The following is a 15,528-nucleotide window of genomic DNA, read 5'->3' as shown; positions in this document are numbered from 1 at the left end:
GGCGGCACAGCCGCCCCCTATTCAGGAATCGCTTTATGATCAAATCCGCCATCACTCACCCGCCGCTGCTCGCCGCGCTGGCGCAATGCGGGCATAAAACCCAGGTGCTGATCGCCGACGGCAATTACGCCTGCGTGACGCACGCGCCGAAAGACGCCACCGTGGTCTATCTGAACCTGGCGCCCGGCACGCTCGCCGCCCCGCCAATCCTGGAAAAACTGCTGGCCTGCATCAACGTGGAAAGCGCGGCGCTGATGGCCTGCCCGCCGGACTTCACCAACACTATCGAAGCCGAATACCGGCAACTGCTGCCAGAACATTGCCCGATCGAGCACCTGCCGCGCGAGGCGTTTTACGCCGCGGTCAAATCGGATCGGACGCTGCTGGTGATCGCCTCCGGCGAACGGCGCCGCTTCGCCAATCTGCTGCTGACGGTGGCGCCGGTGGTGTGAAAGAGGTAGAGGGTGTGAGGGATAAAATGAGGGGGCCAGCCCCCTCATGCCGTTACAGGTCAGCGACCCACTTCTCCAGCTCCCCCGCACGTTCCGCATCGATATAACTGGTGGCCCAGCCAAACAGGTAAGCGAAGGCGAAAATGCCCACCGTCGACGACACCAGCGTCGGCGCGAAAAACGCGGCGATAGCGGAGAGCGTATACCCTGCGCCGATCGACAACCCGAGCGCTTCGAGCTGGTTGCGGAACGCTTTCCAGTTGCCGGTTGAGAAACCTTCAATCGCGGCGTTTACCAGATCCGCGCCCTTGAGCGCCCAGTCCACCCCGGTGAAGACCTTGCCCAATACCCGCGCATTGCGGGCATACTGTTCCGCATCGATCATTTTCAGCCAGGCGACAATCGCCGCTTTGTCCTGCGCCTTGAGCTTTTTATTCAGGCCCTTCGTCAATTGCTCGTAGGTTTTCTCCGCATCTTGCACGTTGCGGATATATTTTCCTTGAATTCCCGCTTCCAAATCCTTGGCGAGTTTGGCGTATTTCGCGCCGATCTTTTCCGCGATATCTTTATTGATACCTGCGGCCAGGCTGACGCCATCCTTGATGGCTTTTAATTCCGCATTTTGATATTCGACGAATTCCTTAACGATCGTTTTTACCGAGCCGGGCGATTTTACCGGCTTGCCGTTGGCATATTTCACCTCCATGGCATTCAGGTTATCCCCTCTCACCACGGCGATAAACGCGGGCCGGTTCTTATTGGCCTTATAGTAGAGGTTGTAGGTCGCCACTCCGTCTTGCTTTTCCACCTTCAAATGATGAAAACCGTAGTAACTCCCGGTCGTGCGGGTCGTCGAGAATTCGCCGGTTTTGCCGTTGCCATGCCAGCCGCTGACGGGCCGATCGCGATGCGAGTCTGTCACGAAACTGCCTAACGAAGAGGCGCCGATCTGCCCGGCATTCAGGCCATTGTTGCCGCCTTTGCCAGGGGGTGAGGGTTTGCGCGCATGGCCGGTTTCGATATCCCCGATCGCCACTGTCACCCCCTTGGCGTTGACCCCCATCACCAGCCCCCCCAGGCCAATGTGCTTCGCCTGATCGGCCGTCAAACCGGTGGCGGAAAGGCTCAGCGTGCCGGATGGGCTGACGCTTTCAATATGCAATTTCGCATCCGGGTTAATTCTGCGCGCCGCCTTAATCACCGCCTCCAGCTTCATGCGCAGCGCCGGATCGTTTTGGATCGCCGCTATCTGTTGCTGTTCCGGGCTGTTGCCAACGCCGGCGCCGCCGCGATCGCGATCGCCGGAATGGCCTTTATCGCCGCCCCCCGGCTCAGGGCCCGTACCGCGTTCAGAACTCCAGTTAGTCCCATCTCCTTTACCACCATAATTAAATCCAGGCATATGCTTTCATCCTTATTTCGTTTTATTTTTAAGATGCCGATATTCTCGTTTAACGCGGATTGACACGCGCATTATCCCTATCGGCAAACCGTTTTTAGCTGCCCGTCATTTATAAAAAACCGCAGAAATAAGGACAACGGATGGCGGCTGTCTGGTCGGTGAAACAAATAGGATCGCGTCTGCATAACCTGAATATATCGCCGCGGGTCACGCCTGGATGGCTGCGACCTGTTCAGAAGTCATTGGCACACGCTATGAATTGCAATTACAATCATCGCACTTGCAACTTAAAGGGAATGCTCCGCATGTCGCCTCAACGTATAACAATGCCTGCCGCCTCCGCCAGGACCAGAACCCTGGCCGAAGCCTGTATCCGCAAGATGGCCTCCGTCAGCCAGAACGCCGGCGCGGCGCTTCCCTCTTCCACCGCCTGGACGGCGGAAGCCTTGAGCGAACTAAACGCCAGTGGCAACATCTGGCTCATCGACGGCAGAAGGCGCGCCGAACCGCCGAGCTCCCGCTACGCCACCGCCTGGCCGCTCTGGTTTGGCCATCAATCAGAACGTTATGAGAAACCGTTGTTTTACGTCGTCAACACCCCTTCGGTGGACATGCTCCGCGGGCTTGAGCCGGAAACCAATCGCAAGGGGATTTTCATCAGCGATGCGGATACCGGCAGTACCGACTTGCCGAAAGGCGTGCAGGCCTGGTTCCCGCTCCAGCTCACCGCCATGCCGGACTGGCTGCCTTTCGATCCGGCCAATGCCCGGGAAACCGGCGCGATACTCCATCACGCCCTGCACGCGCTCTATCTGGAGGGAACGAGAAAGATGGTGTATCTCGCGACCAACGCAGACAATGATGCCCCCGCTTCCGGTGAGCCGTTTGTCGCAGAGCAGGCGTTCAAGGGGATGTATCGTGTCGCGGCGGCGGCGGACTCGCCGTTGCAGGTTCGCCTGTGCGGCGCAGGCAGAACGCTCGCCCGCGTTCAGCAGGCGGCTGAGGTGTTGAAAAATTGGGGCATCGCGGCCGAAATCTGGAGCTGCCCCAGCTACACGCGGTTGGCGCAGGATGCTGAACTCGCCGACATGCAGCGCCAGGACAGCGGCGGCGAATGCCATCTGAAAACGTGTCTGGGCGCCGGGAATGCCCCCGTCGTCGCCGTTACCGACTACTCGCACCTGATTGCCAACCAGCTCAAGCGGTTCATTCCCGCACGCTTTGCCGCGGTGGGTTCGGATTCTCGCACCCGGGGCGAAATTCACTATCCGCAGGCGGAATGGATTGCGCTATGCGCCCTCAAACTGCTGGCCGACGAGCAGAAAATTCCCTCGACGCTGATCGCCGATGCGCTGCGCGTTCTGCACATCACGCCCGATGCCTGATCACGCTCTGGCCAGCTGCATCGCGTTGTCCAACGCGTCGGAGAAGCGTGCGATCTCTTCTTCGCTGAACTGATTGAGAAAGTGGGTTTTGACCACCGCGCGGTAGATCTCCCACATTTTTTTCCGCAGGGCCTTACCTTCCTCGGTGATGGTGGCGAAGGAGGCCCGACGGTCGTCATCCGAACGGAAACGCGTGACCAGCCGCTCTTTTTCCAGGCGATCCATCAGGCGGGTCAGGTTATAACGCTCAATCACCAACACGTCCGCCAGTTCATGCATGCGGCGCGTGCCGTTTTCCCCGCTTTCCAATCCCCATAACACGTCATACCAGGCGTACGCCGGCAGCCCCGCCTCCGACAATTGCGTTTCTATCTTTTTGATGATTGCCCGGTGCGCGCGCACGAAGGAGAACCACAGGTCGGGTTGTTTATCTGTCATGTCAGTTTTCTCGTCAAAAGCGGTGAGTTGCAATTGCAATTGTAAAGGGATAGAGTGGCTTTCGCCATTGTTGCATTTGCAACTCTTGCATATGCAATTCAATAAATTCCTGTATCGCTCAGCGCCTTATCAGGTAAGTACATTTGGAGCTTTTATGAACCAACCCGCGGTAAAAGCAGATCTTGACCCACAAGAGACGGCTGAATGGCTTGAGGCATTTGAAGGGGTCGCCGACATCGACGGCCGTGAACGCGCGCATTTTTTGTTGGAAAGAATGGCCGAAGCCGATCAGCGAAAACACGGCGATTTCTTCAGCATGGTCACCACGCCGTACGTGAATACGATCCCGGTCTATAAGCAGCCGACGTATCCCGGCGATCTGGCCGCGGAAGCGCGCATCAATGCGTTTATTCGCTGGAACGCCATGGCGATGGTGCTGCGCGCCGGCAAACATTCCAACGTCGGCGGACACATCGCCACCTACCAGTCGGCCGCGGTGCTTTACGACGTGGGATTCACGCACTTTTTCCGCGGACGCACCGATGAGTTTGCCGGTGACATGGTGTATATCCAGGGTCACTCCGCCCCCGGCATTTACGGCCGCGCCTATCTCGAAGGCCGCATCGACGAGGAGCAGCTCGACAACTTTCGCCGCGAATCCGCGCGCCGCGGCCTTTCTTCCTATCCGCACCCCAGGCTGATGCCAGATTTCTGGCAATATCCCACCGTTTCGATGGGGCTGGGGCCGCTGACCGCCGCCTATCAGGCACGCTATATGCGCTATCTGGAATACCGCGGGTTGAAACCGCATCAGGGGAGAAAGGTGTGGGCGTTTCTCGGCGACGGCGAGATGGATCAACCGGAATCGCTGGCGGCAATTGCGCTGGGCGGGCGAGAAAAGCTCGATAACCTGATCTTCGTCGTGAACTGCAATCTGCAGCGGCTGGATGGTCCCGTGCGCGGCAACGGCAAGATCATTCAGGAACTGGAAGGCACCTTCAAAGCCGCCGGCTGGCAGGTGATCAAGGTGATCTGGGGCAGTGGCTGGGACAAACTCCTGCAAAAAGATCGCTCCGGGCTGCTGATGCAGCGCATGATGGAGTGCGTCGACGGCGATTACCAGACCTTCAAGTCGCAAAGCGGCGCCTATGTGCGGGAGCATTTCTTCGGCAAGTACCCGGAGTTGCTCGCGCTGGTCGCCGATCTGAGCGACGATGAGATCTGGGCGCTGCACCGCGGCGGCCACGATCCGCAAAAGGTGTACGCCGCCTACCATCAGGCGATGCATACCCCGGGCAGGCCGACGGTGGTATTGGCCAAAACGGTCAAAGGGTTCGGCATGGGAGAAGCCGGTGAAGGGCAGAACATCAACCATCAGCTGAAAAAAATGAGCCAGGATGCGGTGAAAGCCTTCCGCGATCGTTTGGGGTTGACGCTCCCCGATGCGCAGCTGGAAGCGATCCCTTATCTGAAGCCCGAGCCCGACAGCGCGGCGGCGAAGTACATCACCGCGACGCGCACCGCGCTGGGCGGCTACATCCCCGCCCGCTTCGGCCAATCCACCCCGCTGGCGATACCGGCGTTATCGCGCTTCGACAGTCTCCTTAAGGGCAGCGGCGAGCGCAACATGTCAACCACCATGGCCTTCGTCAATATCCTCGGCGCGCTGCTCAAAGACCCCAACATCGGCAAACTGATCGTGCCCATCGTGCCGGACGAGTCGCGCACGTTCGGCATGGAAGGCCTGTTCCGCCAGATTGGCATCCATTCCTGGCTCGGCCAGCTATATACCCCGCAGGATGCCGGGCAGCTCAGCTACTATAAAGAGGCCAAAGACGGCCAGATTTTGCAGGAAGGCATCAACGAATCCGGCGCGATATCGACCTGGATCGCCGCCGGCACCGCCTACAGCAACCACGATGTCGCGACGATCCCGTTCTATATCTTCTACTCCATGTTCGGGCTGCAGCGGGTGGGCGATCTCGCCTGGGCGGCGGCCGACGCGCGCACCAAGGGTTTCCTGCTCGGCGCCACCTCCGGCAGAACCACCCTGATGGGCGAAGGCTTGCAGCATGACGACGGCCACAGCCACGTGCTGTCTTCCGTGATCCCCAGCTGCGTCTCCTACGATCCGACCTATGCCTATGAACTCGCAGTGATCGTTCAGAGCGGCATGCGCAGGATGTTCGTTGAGCAAGAGGATATTTACTACTACATCACCTTGCTCAATGAGGGATACCCGCAGCCGCCGATGCCGGCGGGCGTAGAGGACGGGATTATCCAGGGGGCGTATTTGCTCAAACAGAGCGCAGCGACAACCCAAGAGAGCCCGCGTGCTCAGCTGGTCGCCAGCGGCGCCATCATGCGCGAGGCGCTGGCGGCGGCGGAGCTGTTGGCCGTGGACTTTGGCGTCGCCAGCGATATCTGGAGCGCCACCAGCCTGAGCGAGCTGCGCCGCAACGGCATGGCGGCCGAACGCTGGAACCTGCTGCATCCGGAAGATCCGCCGAAAGTCCCTTATATACAAAGCCTGCTGGCGGCGCATCCCGGCCCGGTAGTGGTAGCGACGGACTATATGAAGATCGTCGGCGATCAGATCAAACCGTTCTTGCCCGACCGCACCTTTATCGCCTTGGGCACCGACGGTTTTGGCCGCTCGGACACCCGCGAGGCGCTGCGTGAGTTCTTCGAGGTCAACCGCCATTTCATCGCGCTCGCCGCCCTGAAGCTGCTGGCTGACGAAGGCCGTATCGCCCGCAGCGAGGTCAACCGCGCCATGGCGCTGTACGGCATCGCCCCCGATAAGCCGGATCCGGCTGCGGTGAAGTAACACTCAGCCTACCCACGCCGCCGGTTGTCACCCGCGGCGTTTTTCTTCCTTCGATTCGGCAGCGCGCGGCGCCCGCTCCCCCAGCCGCACCACGGGAATGTCCGCCAGCCGGGTGGTGTAGGCCGGCGACAGCATGTCGCGCTTCATTTGCCACGGTTTGACGATCCCCTGCCCGGCGAACCATACGCGCCCGCGCCCTTCCTGATTCAGGCGATCGAGGGTCGCCATCAGGCGCTCGCTGTTGCGGCGCGGCGGGCAGTCGTCGAACAGGTCGATCTGCGCCATGGCGGCGGCGCTGAAATCCCCCAGCATCACGCCGCCCTTCAGATAACGCCGCCCCTCCTGCCAAATGCTCTCCAGCGCGCGCACCGCCATGGCGATGATGTCGCGGCTGTCGTTGCTCGGCGTTTGCAGCCGGGCGGTGCCCATATTGCTGTAATAGCCTTCGCCCGCCGAATGCGGGCTGGTTTTGATAAACACCGACACGTTGCGGCAATAGCGCTTTTCCTGTCGCAGCTTTTCGGCGGCGCGTTCGGCATAGCTGCAGATCGCCTCGCGCATGTGCGGGTAGTGCGTCAACCGCTGGCCGAACGAGCGGGAACAGATGATCTGCTCTTTCGCCGCCGCCTCATCTTCCCATTGCAGGCATGACTCGCCGCGCAGCTCACGTATCGTGCGCTCCAGCACCACGCTGAAGGTTTTACGCGCCAGCCGGGTATCGCAGTCCGCCAGCTGCAGCGCGGTGTGAATGCCCATCGCCTGCAGCTGGCGCGTCAGGCGGCGGCCCACGCCCCACACTTCTTCCACCGGAAGCAACGCCAGCAGTTTGCGCTGGCGCGCCGGATCGGATAAATCCACCACGCCGCCGGTGCCGCGCCATTTCTTGGCCGCGAAGTTAGCCAGCTTGGCCAGCGTTTTGCTCGGCGCAATGCCGACCCCGACCGTCAAATGCAGCTCGCGCCGGATGCGATCGCGCACCCGCTGGCCGAACGGTTCCAGCGCCTCGCAGCGCGCCACGCCGTCCAGCCGCAGAAAGGCTTCGTCCAGTGAATAGATCTCCACCGCCGGCGCCATCTCCTCCAGCGTGTCCATCACCCGGCGGGACATATCGGCGTACAGCGCGTAGTTGGAGGAGAACACCGCGACGTTGCGACGGCGCATCTCCTCTTTGATCTTGAAATAAGGCGCGCCCATCGGCACGCCCAGCGCCTTCGCCTCGGCGCTGCGGGCGATCACGCAGCCGTCGTTGTTGGACAACACAATCACCGGCCGCCCCCGCAGGTCGGGCCGGAAAATGGTCTCGCAGGAAGCGTAGAAGCTGTTGACGTCTACCAGGGCGAACATGGCTACAGCGCCGCGTAGACGATAAAGGTCACCACGCCGAAAATCTCCAGCTGCGCTTCGTCGTCGAACACGATGGGCGCGTAGGCGGGATTCATCGGCAACAGCCGCACGTCGGGGTGGCACTGCAGCTTTTTGACGGTGAATTCACCGTCCACCGCAGCGATCACGATATTGCCATGCTCCGGCGTCAGGGCGCTGTCGACAATCAGCAGATCGCCGTCCCGAATGTTGCCGTCGATCATCGATTCGCCGCTGGCGCGCACGAAATAGGTGGCGTTGGGGTGCCGCACCAGCAGCTTGCCGATGTCCAGCCGGCCTTCGACATAGTCCTGCGCCGGGGAAGGAAAGCCGCAGGCCACGCGATCGGCAAACAGCGGTAACGTTAGGGGTTCACCTGGTGAAAAAGCATACAACCTTGAATTGCTCAGCATAATCATAACCAAACTGTATATTTATACAGTTAAGCATAAACAAAACGCGAACGCGTGCAACCCCCAATCCCCCTGCGGATCGCGCTTTCCCGCGTAATATAATAATTTTCTGAGCGATTTTTCCTGCAGCTTTTGGCGTTCTTCACGTGTGTTTGCACACATGATATCCACCAAAACTGTGGATAATGCGGCACTCAGACCGTTGGCGTATCGATGGGCAGGATGAGTGAGGGATTGTCATTGCGAACGGCGCCGACGGCGGGCGATACCGGTTGCCAGACGAAATCCTCTGCCTGCAGGCTGTACACGTCAGCCTGCATTTGACCAGAGGGCGGGACTAAGCGGGTGTCGAGCCAGTCGCGCGCGGCCGTCGGTCTCTGCTGCGTACAGCGCCGCAAAGAACAGCGGCAGGCCTTGCCTCAGCAAGAGCCCACGGGAGGAACGGCGGACGGCCTTACAAAATGACGCCAATAAAATTGCGACTGGCAATGGCATCAATGGGACGGCCAGAGACGAAAGTCAGTACGTTATGCCAGGAGCTTGGGATAACCCGACAAACGCTGTACCGCCACATTTCCCCTGATGGTCCACTGCGAGCTGACGGTATAAAGCTGCTCAACCGGGGATAATTTTAGCGGACGGAAAAATCTGGGGTTCCGGCGTAGAACCCCGAATAAGGAATAATCCTTAATTCATTTCAGGATTATTAATTCCATCTAAAACCTCTCGGCAATATTCTTTTTTATAGGCTTCATCATTACTTAATGACTTAACCAAAAAATCAGCATTTTTCCAACCATTATCCCAATGCGTATCGAATCCTGACTGTTCATACTTTAATGTTCTAGTTAATGAGTCTTTTATTTGTTTTTTATATTTATCAATTTTCTCATTGGTTGCCCCACAAACATCATGTGCAACACGAGCATTTGAGCCAGAAAAACCTATTGCTGAAATTGCCATCGCTTCATTTGATTTGTCGAAATCATTCGCATATGCCACAGCATTAGATAAAGCGAATATGACAAGAGCAGGTATGATTTTTTTGTATGAAATCATCTTTCACCTCTAACTCATTGATTGTTCATGGGGTCAGTTTGGATATCGAAAATTATTGTACATTAAGGCTGCTTTTTAATCAGTCTCAACTTCTTTATAGAAGGCCTGAATGCGACAAACTTGGGAAGTACTGTAGCCTGTCGCGTCTGCTGTTTCTCGGATGCTCAGTTTCTTAATCTGTCGGTAGTACAGGACTTTCTGATGTCGTTCCTGATCTGCCTGCTTTCCCCGGTATCTACCCAACGTATGCGCCCGTTCAATTCCCGGCTTTTGCCGTTGGCGGCGACTTGATCGTTCCGTCCGCGCGCCACAGCAGCAGGCAGGGGGCACGCAGGTTCGGCCAGCACAATCAGCATCCGTCGCTACAGCGGCGACGGCCGGCGGACGTTAACCGTTGCCACGATGTCACTCCTCTCTCTTATAGATGAGGACATGCAGGCGCAGCCGGTCGGCATCAACACGTTCATCCATTATTGTGCCCGGATAGCCCTGCAGCGCCAGACCGTACCAGAAACTCAGAATGGCAGAAGGCTTACCCAACTCTAGGGTGTAACCCATCCCGCCCTGGTTCAGATTGCATTTTTTAATCGCATCTTCTGCTTCCCGGATCAGCTGCGCATAGCTGAGTGAAAAATTCAGTGCCTGATCCATCCTGCTCGCTCCATCTCACCGCTGGCGCGCACGAATAAGTGGCATTAGGATGCCGCACCAGCAGTTTGCCGATATCCAGCCGGCTCTCGACATAGTCCTGCGCCGAGGAGGGAAAACCGCAGGCCACGCGATCGGCAAACAGCGGTAACGTCAGGGGCTCACCTGGTGAAAAAGCATACAACCTTGAATTGCTCAGCATAATCATAACCAAACTGTATATTTATACAGTAAAGCATAAACAAAACGCGAACGCGTGCAACCCCCTATCCCCCTGCAGATCGCGCTTTGCCGCGTAATATAATAATTTTCTGAGCGATTTTTTTTTACGCCTGCTAACGGTTTCACGCTGCCTTGCACACACGTTATCCACTAAAACTGTGGATAACCTGCAGGGCGTGATTCCCTACGCGAGCGGGATCAGAATCCTGTATAATGTCCACACCTGCTCAATAAGCATTCATCCCCGTCGGCGCCTCGTCACCGACGGTCACGAGAACGTTATGAACAAGCACCTACTCCTCGCAGAAACCGACGACATCGAACAGGCCTGCCTGTCTCGCCATGCGGTCTGGCAGCGCACCGATCTGGCTCAGGCGCAGCAGGATTGGCTGGCGGAAGAAGTGCCGGTCGCACTGGTGTACAACGGCATTTCCCACGTGGTGATGATGGCGACGCCAAAAGATCTGGCGGCCTTCGCCATCGGTTTTTCGCTGTCCGAAGGCATCATCACCTCTCCCGACGATATCTACGACATCCGTCAACAACCGGCCTGCAACGGCATTGAAGTGCATGTAGAGCTCTCGAGCCGCCGCTTTATGCAGCTGAAAGAGAAGCGCCGCAGCCTGGCCGGCCGCACCGGCTGCGGCGTCTGCGGGGTCGAGCAGCTGCAGGAGGTTGCTCAGCCCATCGCACCGCTGCCCTTCACCCAACGTTTCGATTTGGCCCAGCTCGACCGGGCGTTGGCTCAACTGCAGGAAGTGCAAACGGTGGGAAAACTGACCGGCTGCACCCATGCGGCGGCCTGGATCCAGCCGGACGGCGCGCTCAGCGGCGGATGTGAAGACGTCGGCCGCCATGTGGCGCTCGACAAACTGCTGGGTTACCGCAGCCAACAGGCCTGGTCGCAAGGGGCGGCGCTGGTCTCGAGCCGCGCAAGCTATGAAATGGTGCAAAAGTCCGCCATGTGCGGCGTCGAGATCCTGTTCGCCGTCTCCGCCGCCACCCGTCTGGCGGTGGAAGTGGCCGAGCGCAGCAACCTGACGCTGGTGGGCTTCAGCAAACCGGGGCGCGCCACCGTCTATACGCACCCGCAACGGCTCTGGCAATCGACAACGGCGGCATAGCGCCGCCGGATAAGAATCGACTATTCTCAATAGCAGGACACCAGGAAGCACCCACGTTATGATAATTCGCCCGCACCAGAACTGGTTTTTTCGCCTGTTCGCCTGGCACGGTTCCGTGCTGTCAAAAATTACCTTTCGCCTGTCGCTGAACGTGCTGATGTCGATAGTGGCGGTGATCAGCTACCAATGGTACGAACAGCTCGGCGTGCATTTGACCATTGCGCCGTTCAGCCTGTTGGGCATCGCCATCGCCATTTTTCTCGGCTTTCGCAATAACGCCGGCTACAGCCGCTTTGTCGAAGCGCGCAACCTGTGGGGCTCGCTGCTGATTACCGAACGCACCCTGCTGCGCCAGATCAAAAGCCTGCTGCCGGACGAACCGGCGGTGCAGCAAAAGGTCGCCAAGCTGCTGATCGCCTTTAGCTGGAGCCTGAAGCATCAGCTGCGCGGCACCGACCCCACCGCCGATCTGTACCACAATCTCACCGGCAACGAGCTGGCCGAGGTGATCGCCAGCCCGATGCCGACCAACCGCATCCTGCTGATGCTGGGCCAGGAAATCGGCAAATTGCGCCGTCAGGGCCTGCTGAGCGACATCACCTTCGGGCTGATCGACGATAAGCTGAGCGAACTGTCTCACACCCTCGGCGGCTGCGAACGGCTCGCCAGCACCCCGGTGCCGTTCGCCTATACCCTGATCCTGCAGCGCACCGTTTACCTGTTCTGCAGCCTGTTGCCTTTTGCCCTGGTGACCGATCTGCATTACATGACACCGTTTGTTTCGGTGTTCATTTCCTATACCTTCTTATCCTGGGACTCACTGGCCGAAGAGCTGGAGGATCCGTTCGGCGTGTCGGCCAACCATCTGCCGTTAAACGCCATTTGCAACACCATCGAGCGCAACCTGCTGGAAATGAACGACCAAAGCCCGCTGCCACCGCCGATGAAACCCGACGAGCACTTTAATTTGATCTGATCTATTTCACCCGAACACACTGGAGCCGAATGCAATGAATGCAAATAACACCCCGCCGCAAGCCGTATTCACGCCGGTCACGCGCCATGCCATTTTCATCGTCGCCACCCTGTCGCCCGTTCCTGCCCATCTGGCGGCGGTGCGCGCCTGGTGCGGCGATATCGCCGCCGTGGTGCGTTCGGTCGGCAAACGCGCGCCGGCGGGCAATCTCACCTGCGTCTGCGGCTTCGGCTCCGAGGCCTGGGATACGCTGTTCGGCGCGCCGCGCCCTCGCCAGCTGCATCCGTTCAGCCCGATCGGTAGCGGGGAGCGCGTTGCGGTCGCCACGCCTGGCGACATCCTGCTGCACATCCGCGCCGATGAAATGGATCTGTGTTTTGAACTGGCCTCTCAGTTGACCGCCAAGCTCGGCGACGCCGTGACGGTGATCGAGGAGGTGCACGGCTTCCGTTATTTCGATCAGCGCGCCATGATCGGCTTCGTCGACGGTACGGAGAACCCGGAGGGGCACGAAGCCTTCGACTACACGGTGATCGGCGACGAAGACGCGGCGTTCAGCGGCGGCAGCTATGTGCTGGTGCAGAAATACCTGCACGATATGCAGGGCTGGAATTCGCTCAGCGTGGAAACGCAGGAGAAGATCATCGGCCGCCATAAACAGTCCAACATCGAGCTGGATGAAGCGGTCAAACCGTCGTCGTCGCACAGTTCGTTGACCACCATCACCGACGAGCAAGGCAACGAGGTGAAAATTCTGCGCGACAACATGCCGTTCGGCCGCCCCGGCCTGCGCGAGTTCGGCACCTACTTTATCGGCTATGCGCGCTCCCCGCAGCCGATCGAGCAGATGCTGGAAAACATGTTTATCGGCCGCCCGGCCGGCAACTACGATCGGCTGCTCGATTTTAGTCACGCGGTGACCGGCACCCTGTTCTTCGTGCCTTCTGCCCCGCTGCTGGAAGCGCTGGCCGATCGCAGCGGCGCCGAACTGCACTGATTGGATGAAATGCGGGGCCGCAGCGATTAGCCGTTGGTTATCCTGTGGCCCTGCGCATCAATCACCGGCTCCCCGTCCTCTTTGCTGAAGGCGCCGCGCTGCGGATCCGGCAGAATCTCCAACACCACCTCCGACGGACGGCACAAACGCGTGCCGAGCGGGGTCACCACAATGGGGCGGTTGATCAGGATCGGCTGTTGCAGCATGAAATCGATCAGTTGATCATCGCGCCAGCCGGCTTCGTCCAGCTTCAGCTCGGCGTAAGGCTCGACGTTTTTGCGCAGCAACGCGCGCGGCGTCATGCCCATTTCGTCCAGCAACGCAATCAATCGTTCGCGGCTTGGCGGCGTTTCCAGATACAAAACCACCTCTGGCTCAACGCCGCTGTTGCGGATCAACGCCAACGTATTGCGCGACGTGCCGCAGGCCGGGTTATGGTAAATCTTGATGTCGCTCATGACGATTTCTCCGGTCAGGGCAAAACGGACAACCGCAATGCTAGCGCGGCCAGGGTGACAAACAAAATCGGTAACGTCATCACCAGCCCCACGCGGAAATAATAGCCCCAGGTAATGACGATGTTCTTTTGTGCCAACACATGCAGCCACAGTAACGTCGCCAGGCTGCCAATCGGGGTAATTTTGGGGCCGAGATCGCTGCCGATAACGTTAGCGTAAATCATCGCCTGTTTGATGACGCCTTCCGCACTGCTGCCGTCGATAGACAACGCCCCCACCAATACCGTCGGCATGTTATTCATGATGGAAGAGAGAAATGCGCTCAGGAAACCGGTGCCAAACGTCGCCGCCCACAGCCCCTGCCGTGCCAACGCGTCCAGCACACCGGAAAGCCAATCGGTCAAACCGGCGTTGCGCAACCCGTAGATCACCAGATACATGCCCAGTGAGAAAATGACGATCTGCCAGGGCGCCCCGCGCAACACTTTACCGGTATCGATCGCTCGCCCGCGTTTCGCCACCGCCAGCAAAACCAGGGCGCCGCAAGCGGCGACCAAACTGACGGGCACGCCGAGCGGCTCCAGGGCGAAAAAACCCATCAACAACAGCGCCAATACGGCCCAGCCGGTCCGAAACGTCGTGCGATCGCGAATCGCTTCCCGTGGCACCGGTAAACGCGTCAATGCGTAGCGCTGCGGAATATCCTTGCGGAAGAACAGATGCAACATCACCAGCGTCGCCGCGACGGCGGCAAGGTTGACCGGCACCATCACCGCCGCATACTCCGTAAAGCCCAGCCGGAAGAAATCCGCTGAAACGATATTTACCAGGTTGGACACCACCAGCGGCAGGCTGGCAGTATCGGCGATAAAGCCCGCCGCCATGACGAAAGCCAGCACGGCAGCAGGACGAAAACCGAGCGCCGACAGCATGGCGATCACGATCGGCGTCAGAATCAACGCGGCGCCGTCGTTCGCGAACAACGCTGCCACTACAGCCCCTAGCAGCAACATGTAGGTAAACAGCCATCGACCTTTGCCGTTGCCCCAACGTGCGACATGCAAGGCGGTCCAGGTGAAGAAGCCGCTTTCATCCAGCAGCAGGCTAATGATGATGACGGCGATGAAGGTCGCGGTCGCATTCCAGACTATCTGCCACACCACGGGAATATCACCGACGTGCACCACGCCGCTCACTAATGCCAATCCCGCCCCGATCGACGCACTCCAACCGATGCCCAGCCCTTTCGGTTGCCAAATCACCAAAATCAACGTCAGAATAAAGATTGTCCCTGCCACTATCATCGTCGCCTCGCTGCTTCTTCAAGTTTACATATATGTTTTTCCGGATATGTTAAGGCAAATTTTTTATCGTTACGGGCAACCTTTCGCCGCGCGTTGCGCCAATTCCATCATCTGTTCTGATCGGCACTGATAAGCCTGCTCAATAATAGCCGCCGCCCAGGCCGGCATATGCGGCGACAGGCGATAATGTATCCACTTGCCATCGCGCCGATCGAGCAACAGCCCGCTTTCACGCAGCATCGCCAGATGTCTTGATATTTTTGGCTGCGGCAGTGCCAGTGCGCCCGACAGCTCGCACACGCACAGCTCGCCGGCGTGGCGCAGCACCAGCACCAGCGTCAGACGCGTCTCATCCGACAAGTTTTTAAACAGCTTCAGCGGCGTCAATGACGTCATGTCGCACTCCCGTTAACCTTTATCTGCTCGACAAATCGCTCGTGAAAATATCACCTTCATAT

The 15,528-nt window shown here is 58.7% G+C and carries 15 protein-coding genes and 3 pseudogenes; 6 read left to right on the top strand and 12 right to left on the bottom strand.

Translation table 11 applies throughout. The features are described 5' to 3' along the window. The first annotated feature begins 35 nt into the window (after nt 1-35). Nucleotides 36-452 (top strand): RbsD/FucU domain-containing protein, encoded by a 417-nt coding sequence (locus ACJ8M3_RS02800; protein WP_033643572.1) that lies wholly within the window; start codon nt 36-38, stop codon nt 450-452. 52 nt (nt 453-504) lie between these two features. On the opposite strand, the gene ACJ8M3_RS02795 is transcribed toward ACJ8M3_RS02800, so the two are convergent. After that, the gene (locus ACJ8M3_RS02795) at nt 505-1,854 is read right to left on the bottom strand and encodes a colicin-like pore-forming protein (protein WP_060660564.1); all 1,350 of its coding nucleotides are present in this window, start codon (nt 1,852-1,854) and stop codon (nt 505-507) included. Between the two features lie 305 nt (nt 1,855-2,159). Here ACJ8M3_RS02795 and ACJ8M3_RS02790 point away from each other — a divergent pair, with 305 nt between their 5' ends. After that, nucleotides 2,160-3,239, top strand: coding sequence for a transketolase-like TK C-terminal-containing protein (locus ACJ8M3_RS02790; RefSeq protein ID WP_033643574.1), 1,080 nt, complete (start codon nt 2,160-2,162; stop codon nt 3,237-3,239). Here the strand turns inward: ACJ8M3_RS02790 and ACJ8M3_RS02785 are convergent, their stop codons facing one another. After that, nucleotides 3,240-3,677: a MarR family winged helix-turn-helix transcriptional regulator gene (locus tag ACJ8M3_RS02785; RefSeq protein WP_033643576.1), complete on the bottom strand. Its 438-nt coding sequence runs from the start codon at nt 3,675-3,677 to the stop codon at nt 3,240-3,242. Between the two features lie 154 nt (nt 3,678-3,831). On the opposite strand from ACJ8M3_RS02785, the gene aceE reads away from it, so the two are divergent. Then, nucleotides 3,832-6,507 carry a pyruvate dehydrogenase (acetyl-transferring), homodimeric type gene (gene aceE, locus ACJ8M3_RS02780; RefSeq protein ID WP_089194900.1) on the top strand — a complete coding sequence of 892 codons (2,676 nt, stop codon included), beginning with the start codon at nt 3,832-3,834 and terminating at the stop codon, nt 6,505-6,507. Nucleotides 6,508-6,534: 27 nt separating this feature from the next. Here aceE and umuC read toward each other — a convergent pair whose 3' ends face one another. The 7 genes and pseudogenes from umuC to ACJ8M3_RS02745 all read right to left on the bottom strand — a co-directional run. Next, entirely contained in the window at nt 6,535-7,851 is a 1,317-nt protein-coding gene (umuC, locus tag ACJ8M3_RS02775; RefSeq protein ID WP_033643578.1) for a translesion error-prone DNA polymerase V subunit UmuC, read from the bottom strand. Between the two features lie 2 nt (nt 7,852-7,853). Next, nucleotides 7,854-8,288, bottom strand: a complete 435-nt coding sequence (gene umuD / locus ACJ8M3_RS02770; protein ID WP_033643579.1) for a translesion error-prone DNA polymerase V autoproteolytic subunit — start codon at nt 8,286-8,288, stop codon at nt 7,854-7,856. Nucleotides 8,289-8,476: 188 nt separating this feature from the next. After that, nucleotides 8,477-8,656 (bottom strand): annotated as a pseudogene (locus ACJ8M3_RS02765) (SOS response-associated peptidase family protein); the annotation flags it as partial. A 313-nt stretch (nt 8,657-8,969) separates the two neighbouring features. Then, the gene (locus ACJ8M3_RS02760; protein WP_126502249.1) at nt 8,970-9,341 is read right to left on the bottom strand and encodes a hypothetical protein; all 372 of its coding nucleotides are present in this window, start codon (nt 9,339-9,341) and stop codon (nt 8,970-8,972) included. A gap of 75 nt (nt 9,342-9,416) precedes the next feature. After that, nucleotides 9,417-9,629 (bottom strand): annotated as a pseudogene (locus ACJ8M3_RS02755) (resolvase); the annotation flags it as partial. Nucleotides 9,630-9,746: 117 nt separating this feature from the next. Next, nucleotides 9,747-9,992 (bottom strand): hypothetical protein, encoded by a 246-nt coding sequence (locus tag ACJ8M3_RS02750; protein WP_033650831.1) that lies wholly within the window; start codon nt 9,990-9,992, stop codon nt 9,747-9,749. Nucleotides 9,993-10,006: 14 nt separating this feature from the next. Beyond that, nucleotides 10,007-10,197 (bottom strand): annotated as a pseudogene (locus ACJ8M3_RS02745) (DNA polymerase V); the annotation flags it as partial. A 295-nt stretch (nt 10,198-10,492) separates the two neighbouring features. Between ACJ8M3_RS02745 and fdhD the strand changes: the two are divergent. Genes fdhD through ACJ8M3_RS02730 form a run of 3 tightly spaced genes read left to right on the top strand, consistent with a single transcriptional unit; the run spans nt 10,493 to nt 13,308 of the window. After that, entirely contained in the window at nt 10,493-11,335 is an 843-nt protein-coding gene (gene fdhD / locus ACJ8M3_RS02740; RefSeq protein WP_033650829.1) for a formate dehydrogenase accessory sulfurtransferase FdhD, read from the top strand. A gap of 58 nt (nt 11,336-11,393) precedes the next feature. Beyond that, nucleotides 11,394-12,311 carry a bestrophin family protein gene (locus ACJ8M3_RS02735; protein ID WP_033643582.1) on the top strand — a complete coding sequence of 306 codons (918 nt, stop codon included), beginning with the start codon at nt 11,394-11,396 and terminating at the stop codon, nt 12,309-12,311. Nucleotides 12,312-12,345: 34 nt separating this feature from the next. Continuing rightward, nucleotides 12,346-13,308, top strand: coding sequence for a Dyp-type peroxidase (locus ACJ8M3_RS02730; protein ID WP_033643584.1), 963 nt, complete (start codon nt 12,346-12,348; stop codon nt 13,306-13,308). A gap of 26 nt (nt 13,309-13,334) precedes the next feature. Here ACJ8M3_RS02730 and arsC read toward each other — a convergent pair whose 3' ends face one another. From arsC to ACJ8M3_RS02715, 3 genes are all read right to left on the bottom strand, one after another. Beyond that, the gene (gene arsC / locus ACJ8M3_RS02725) at nt 13,335-13,766 is read right to left on the bottom strand and encodes a glutaredoxin-dependent arsenate reductase (RefSeq protein WP_069100616.1); all 432 of its coding nucleotides are present in this window, start codon (nt 13,764-13,766) and stop codon (nt 13,335-13,337) included. Nucleotides 13,767-13,780: 14 nt separating this feature from the next. Beyond that, entirely contained in the window at nt 13,781-15,070 is a 1,290-nt protein-coding gene (locus ACJ8M3_RS02720; protein WP_042784908.1) for an arsenic transporter, read from the bottom strand. Between the two features lie 69 nt (nt 15,071-15,139). Then, nucleotides 15,140-15,466, bottom strand: a complete 327-nt coding sequence (locus ACJ8M3_RS02715; RefSeq protein ID WP_033650826.1) for a metalloregulator ArsR/SmtB family transcription factor — start codon at nt 15,464-15,466, stop codon at nt 15,140-15,142. Between the last annotated feature and the right edge of the window lie 62 nt (nt 15,467-15,528).

This window comes from Serratia sp. CY55921, assembly GCF_052167655.1.
In the GTDB taxonomy this organism is placed as follows: Bacteria; Pseudomonadota; Gammaproteobacteria; order Enterobacterales; family Enterobacteriaceae; genus Serratia; species Serratia ureilytica.
The sequence above is the reverse complement of the archived record's forward strand: the minus strand, read 5'-3'. Positions and strand labels throughout refer to the sequence as shown.

Excerpts from the sequence above, each read along its gene's own strand:
- ACJ8M3_RS02800 (WP_033643572.1), top strand. The coding sequence starts at position 36 with ATGATCAAATCCGCCATCACTCACCCGCCGCTGCTCGCCGCGCTGGCG.
- ACJ8M3_RS02795 (WP_060660564.1), bottom strand. The coding sequence starts at position 1,854 with ATGCCTGGATTTAATTATGGTGGTAAAGGAGATGGGACTAACTGGAGT.
- ACJ8M3_RS02790 (WP_033643574.1), top strand. The coding sequence starts at position 2,160 with ATGTCGCCTCAACGTATAACAATGCCTGCCGCCTCCGCCAGGACCAGA.
- ACJ8M3_RS02785 (WP_033643576.1), bottom strand. The coding sequence starts at position 3,677 with ATGACAGATAAACAACCCGACCTGTGGTTCTCCTTCGTGCGCGCGCAC.
- aceE (WP_089194900.1), top strand. The coding sequence starts at position 3,832 with ATGAACCAACCCGCGGTAAAAGCAGATCTTGACCCACAAGAGACGGCT.
- umuC (WP_033643578.1), bottom strand. The coding sequence starts at position 7,851 with ATGTTCGCCCTGGTAGACGTCAACAGCTTCTACGCTTCCTGCGAGACC.
- umuD (WP_033643579.1), bottom strand. The coding sequence starts at position 8,288 with ATGATTATGCTGAGCAATTCAAGGTTGTATGCTTTTTCACCAGGTGAA.
- ACJ8M3_RS02760 (WP_126502249.1), bottom strand. The coding sequence starts at position 9,341 with ATGATTTCATACAAAAAAATCATACCTGCTCTTGTCATATTCGCTTTA.
- ACJ8M3_RS02750 (WP_033650831.1), bottom strand. The coding sequence starts at position 9,992 with ATGGATCAGGCACTGAATTTTTCACTCAGCTATGCGCAGCTGATCCGG.
- fdhD (WP_033650829.1), top strand. The coding sequence starts at position 10,493 with ATGAACAAGCACCTACTCCTCGCAGAAACCGACGACATCGAACAGGCC.
- ACJ8M3_RS02735 (WP_033643582.1), top strand. The coding sequence starts at position 11,394 with ATGATAATTCGCCCGCACCAGAACTGGTTTTTTCGCCTGTTCGCCTGG.
- ACJ8M3_RS02730 (WP_033643584.1), top strand. The coding sequence starts at position 12,346 with ATGAATGCAAATAACACCCCGCCGCAAGCCGTATTCACGCCGGTCACG.
- arsC (WP_069100616.1), bottom strand. The coding sequence starts at position 13,766 with ATGAGCGACATCAAGATTTACCATAACCCGGCCTGCGGCACGTCGCGC.
- ACJ8M3_RS02720 (WP_042784908.1), bottom strand. The coding sequence starts at position 15,070 with ATGATAGTGGCAGGGACAATCTTTATTCTGACGTTGATTTTGGTGATT.
- ACJ8M3_RS02715 (WP_033650826.1), bottom strand. The coding sequence starts at position 15,466 with ATGACGTCATTGACGCCGCTGAAGCTGTTTAAAAACTTGTCGGATGAG.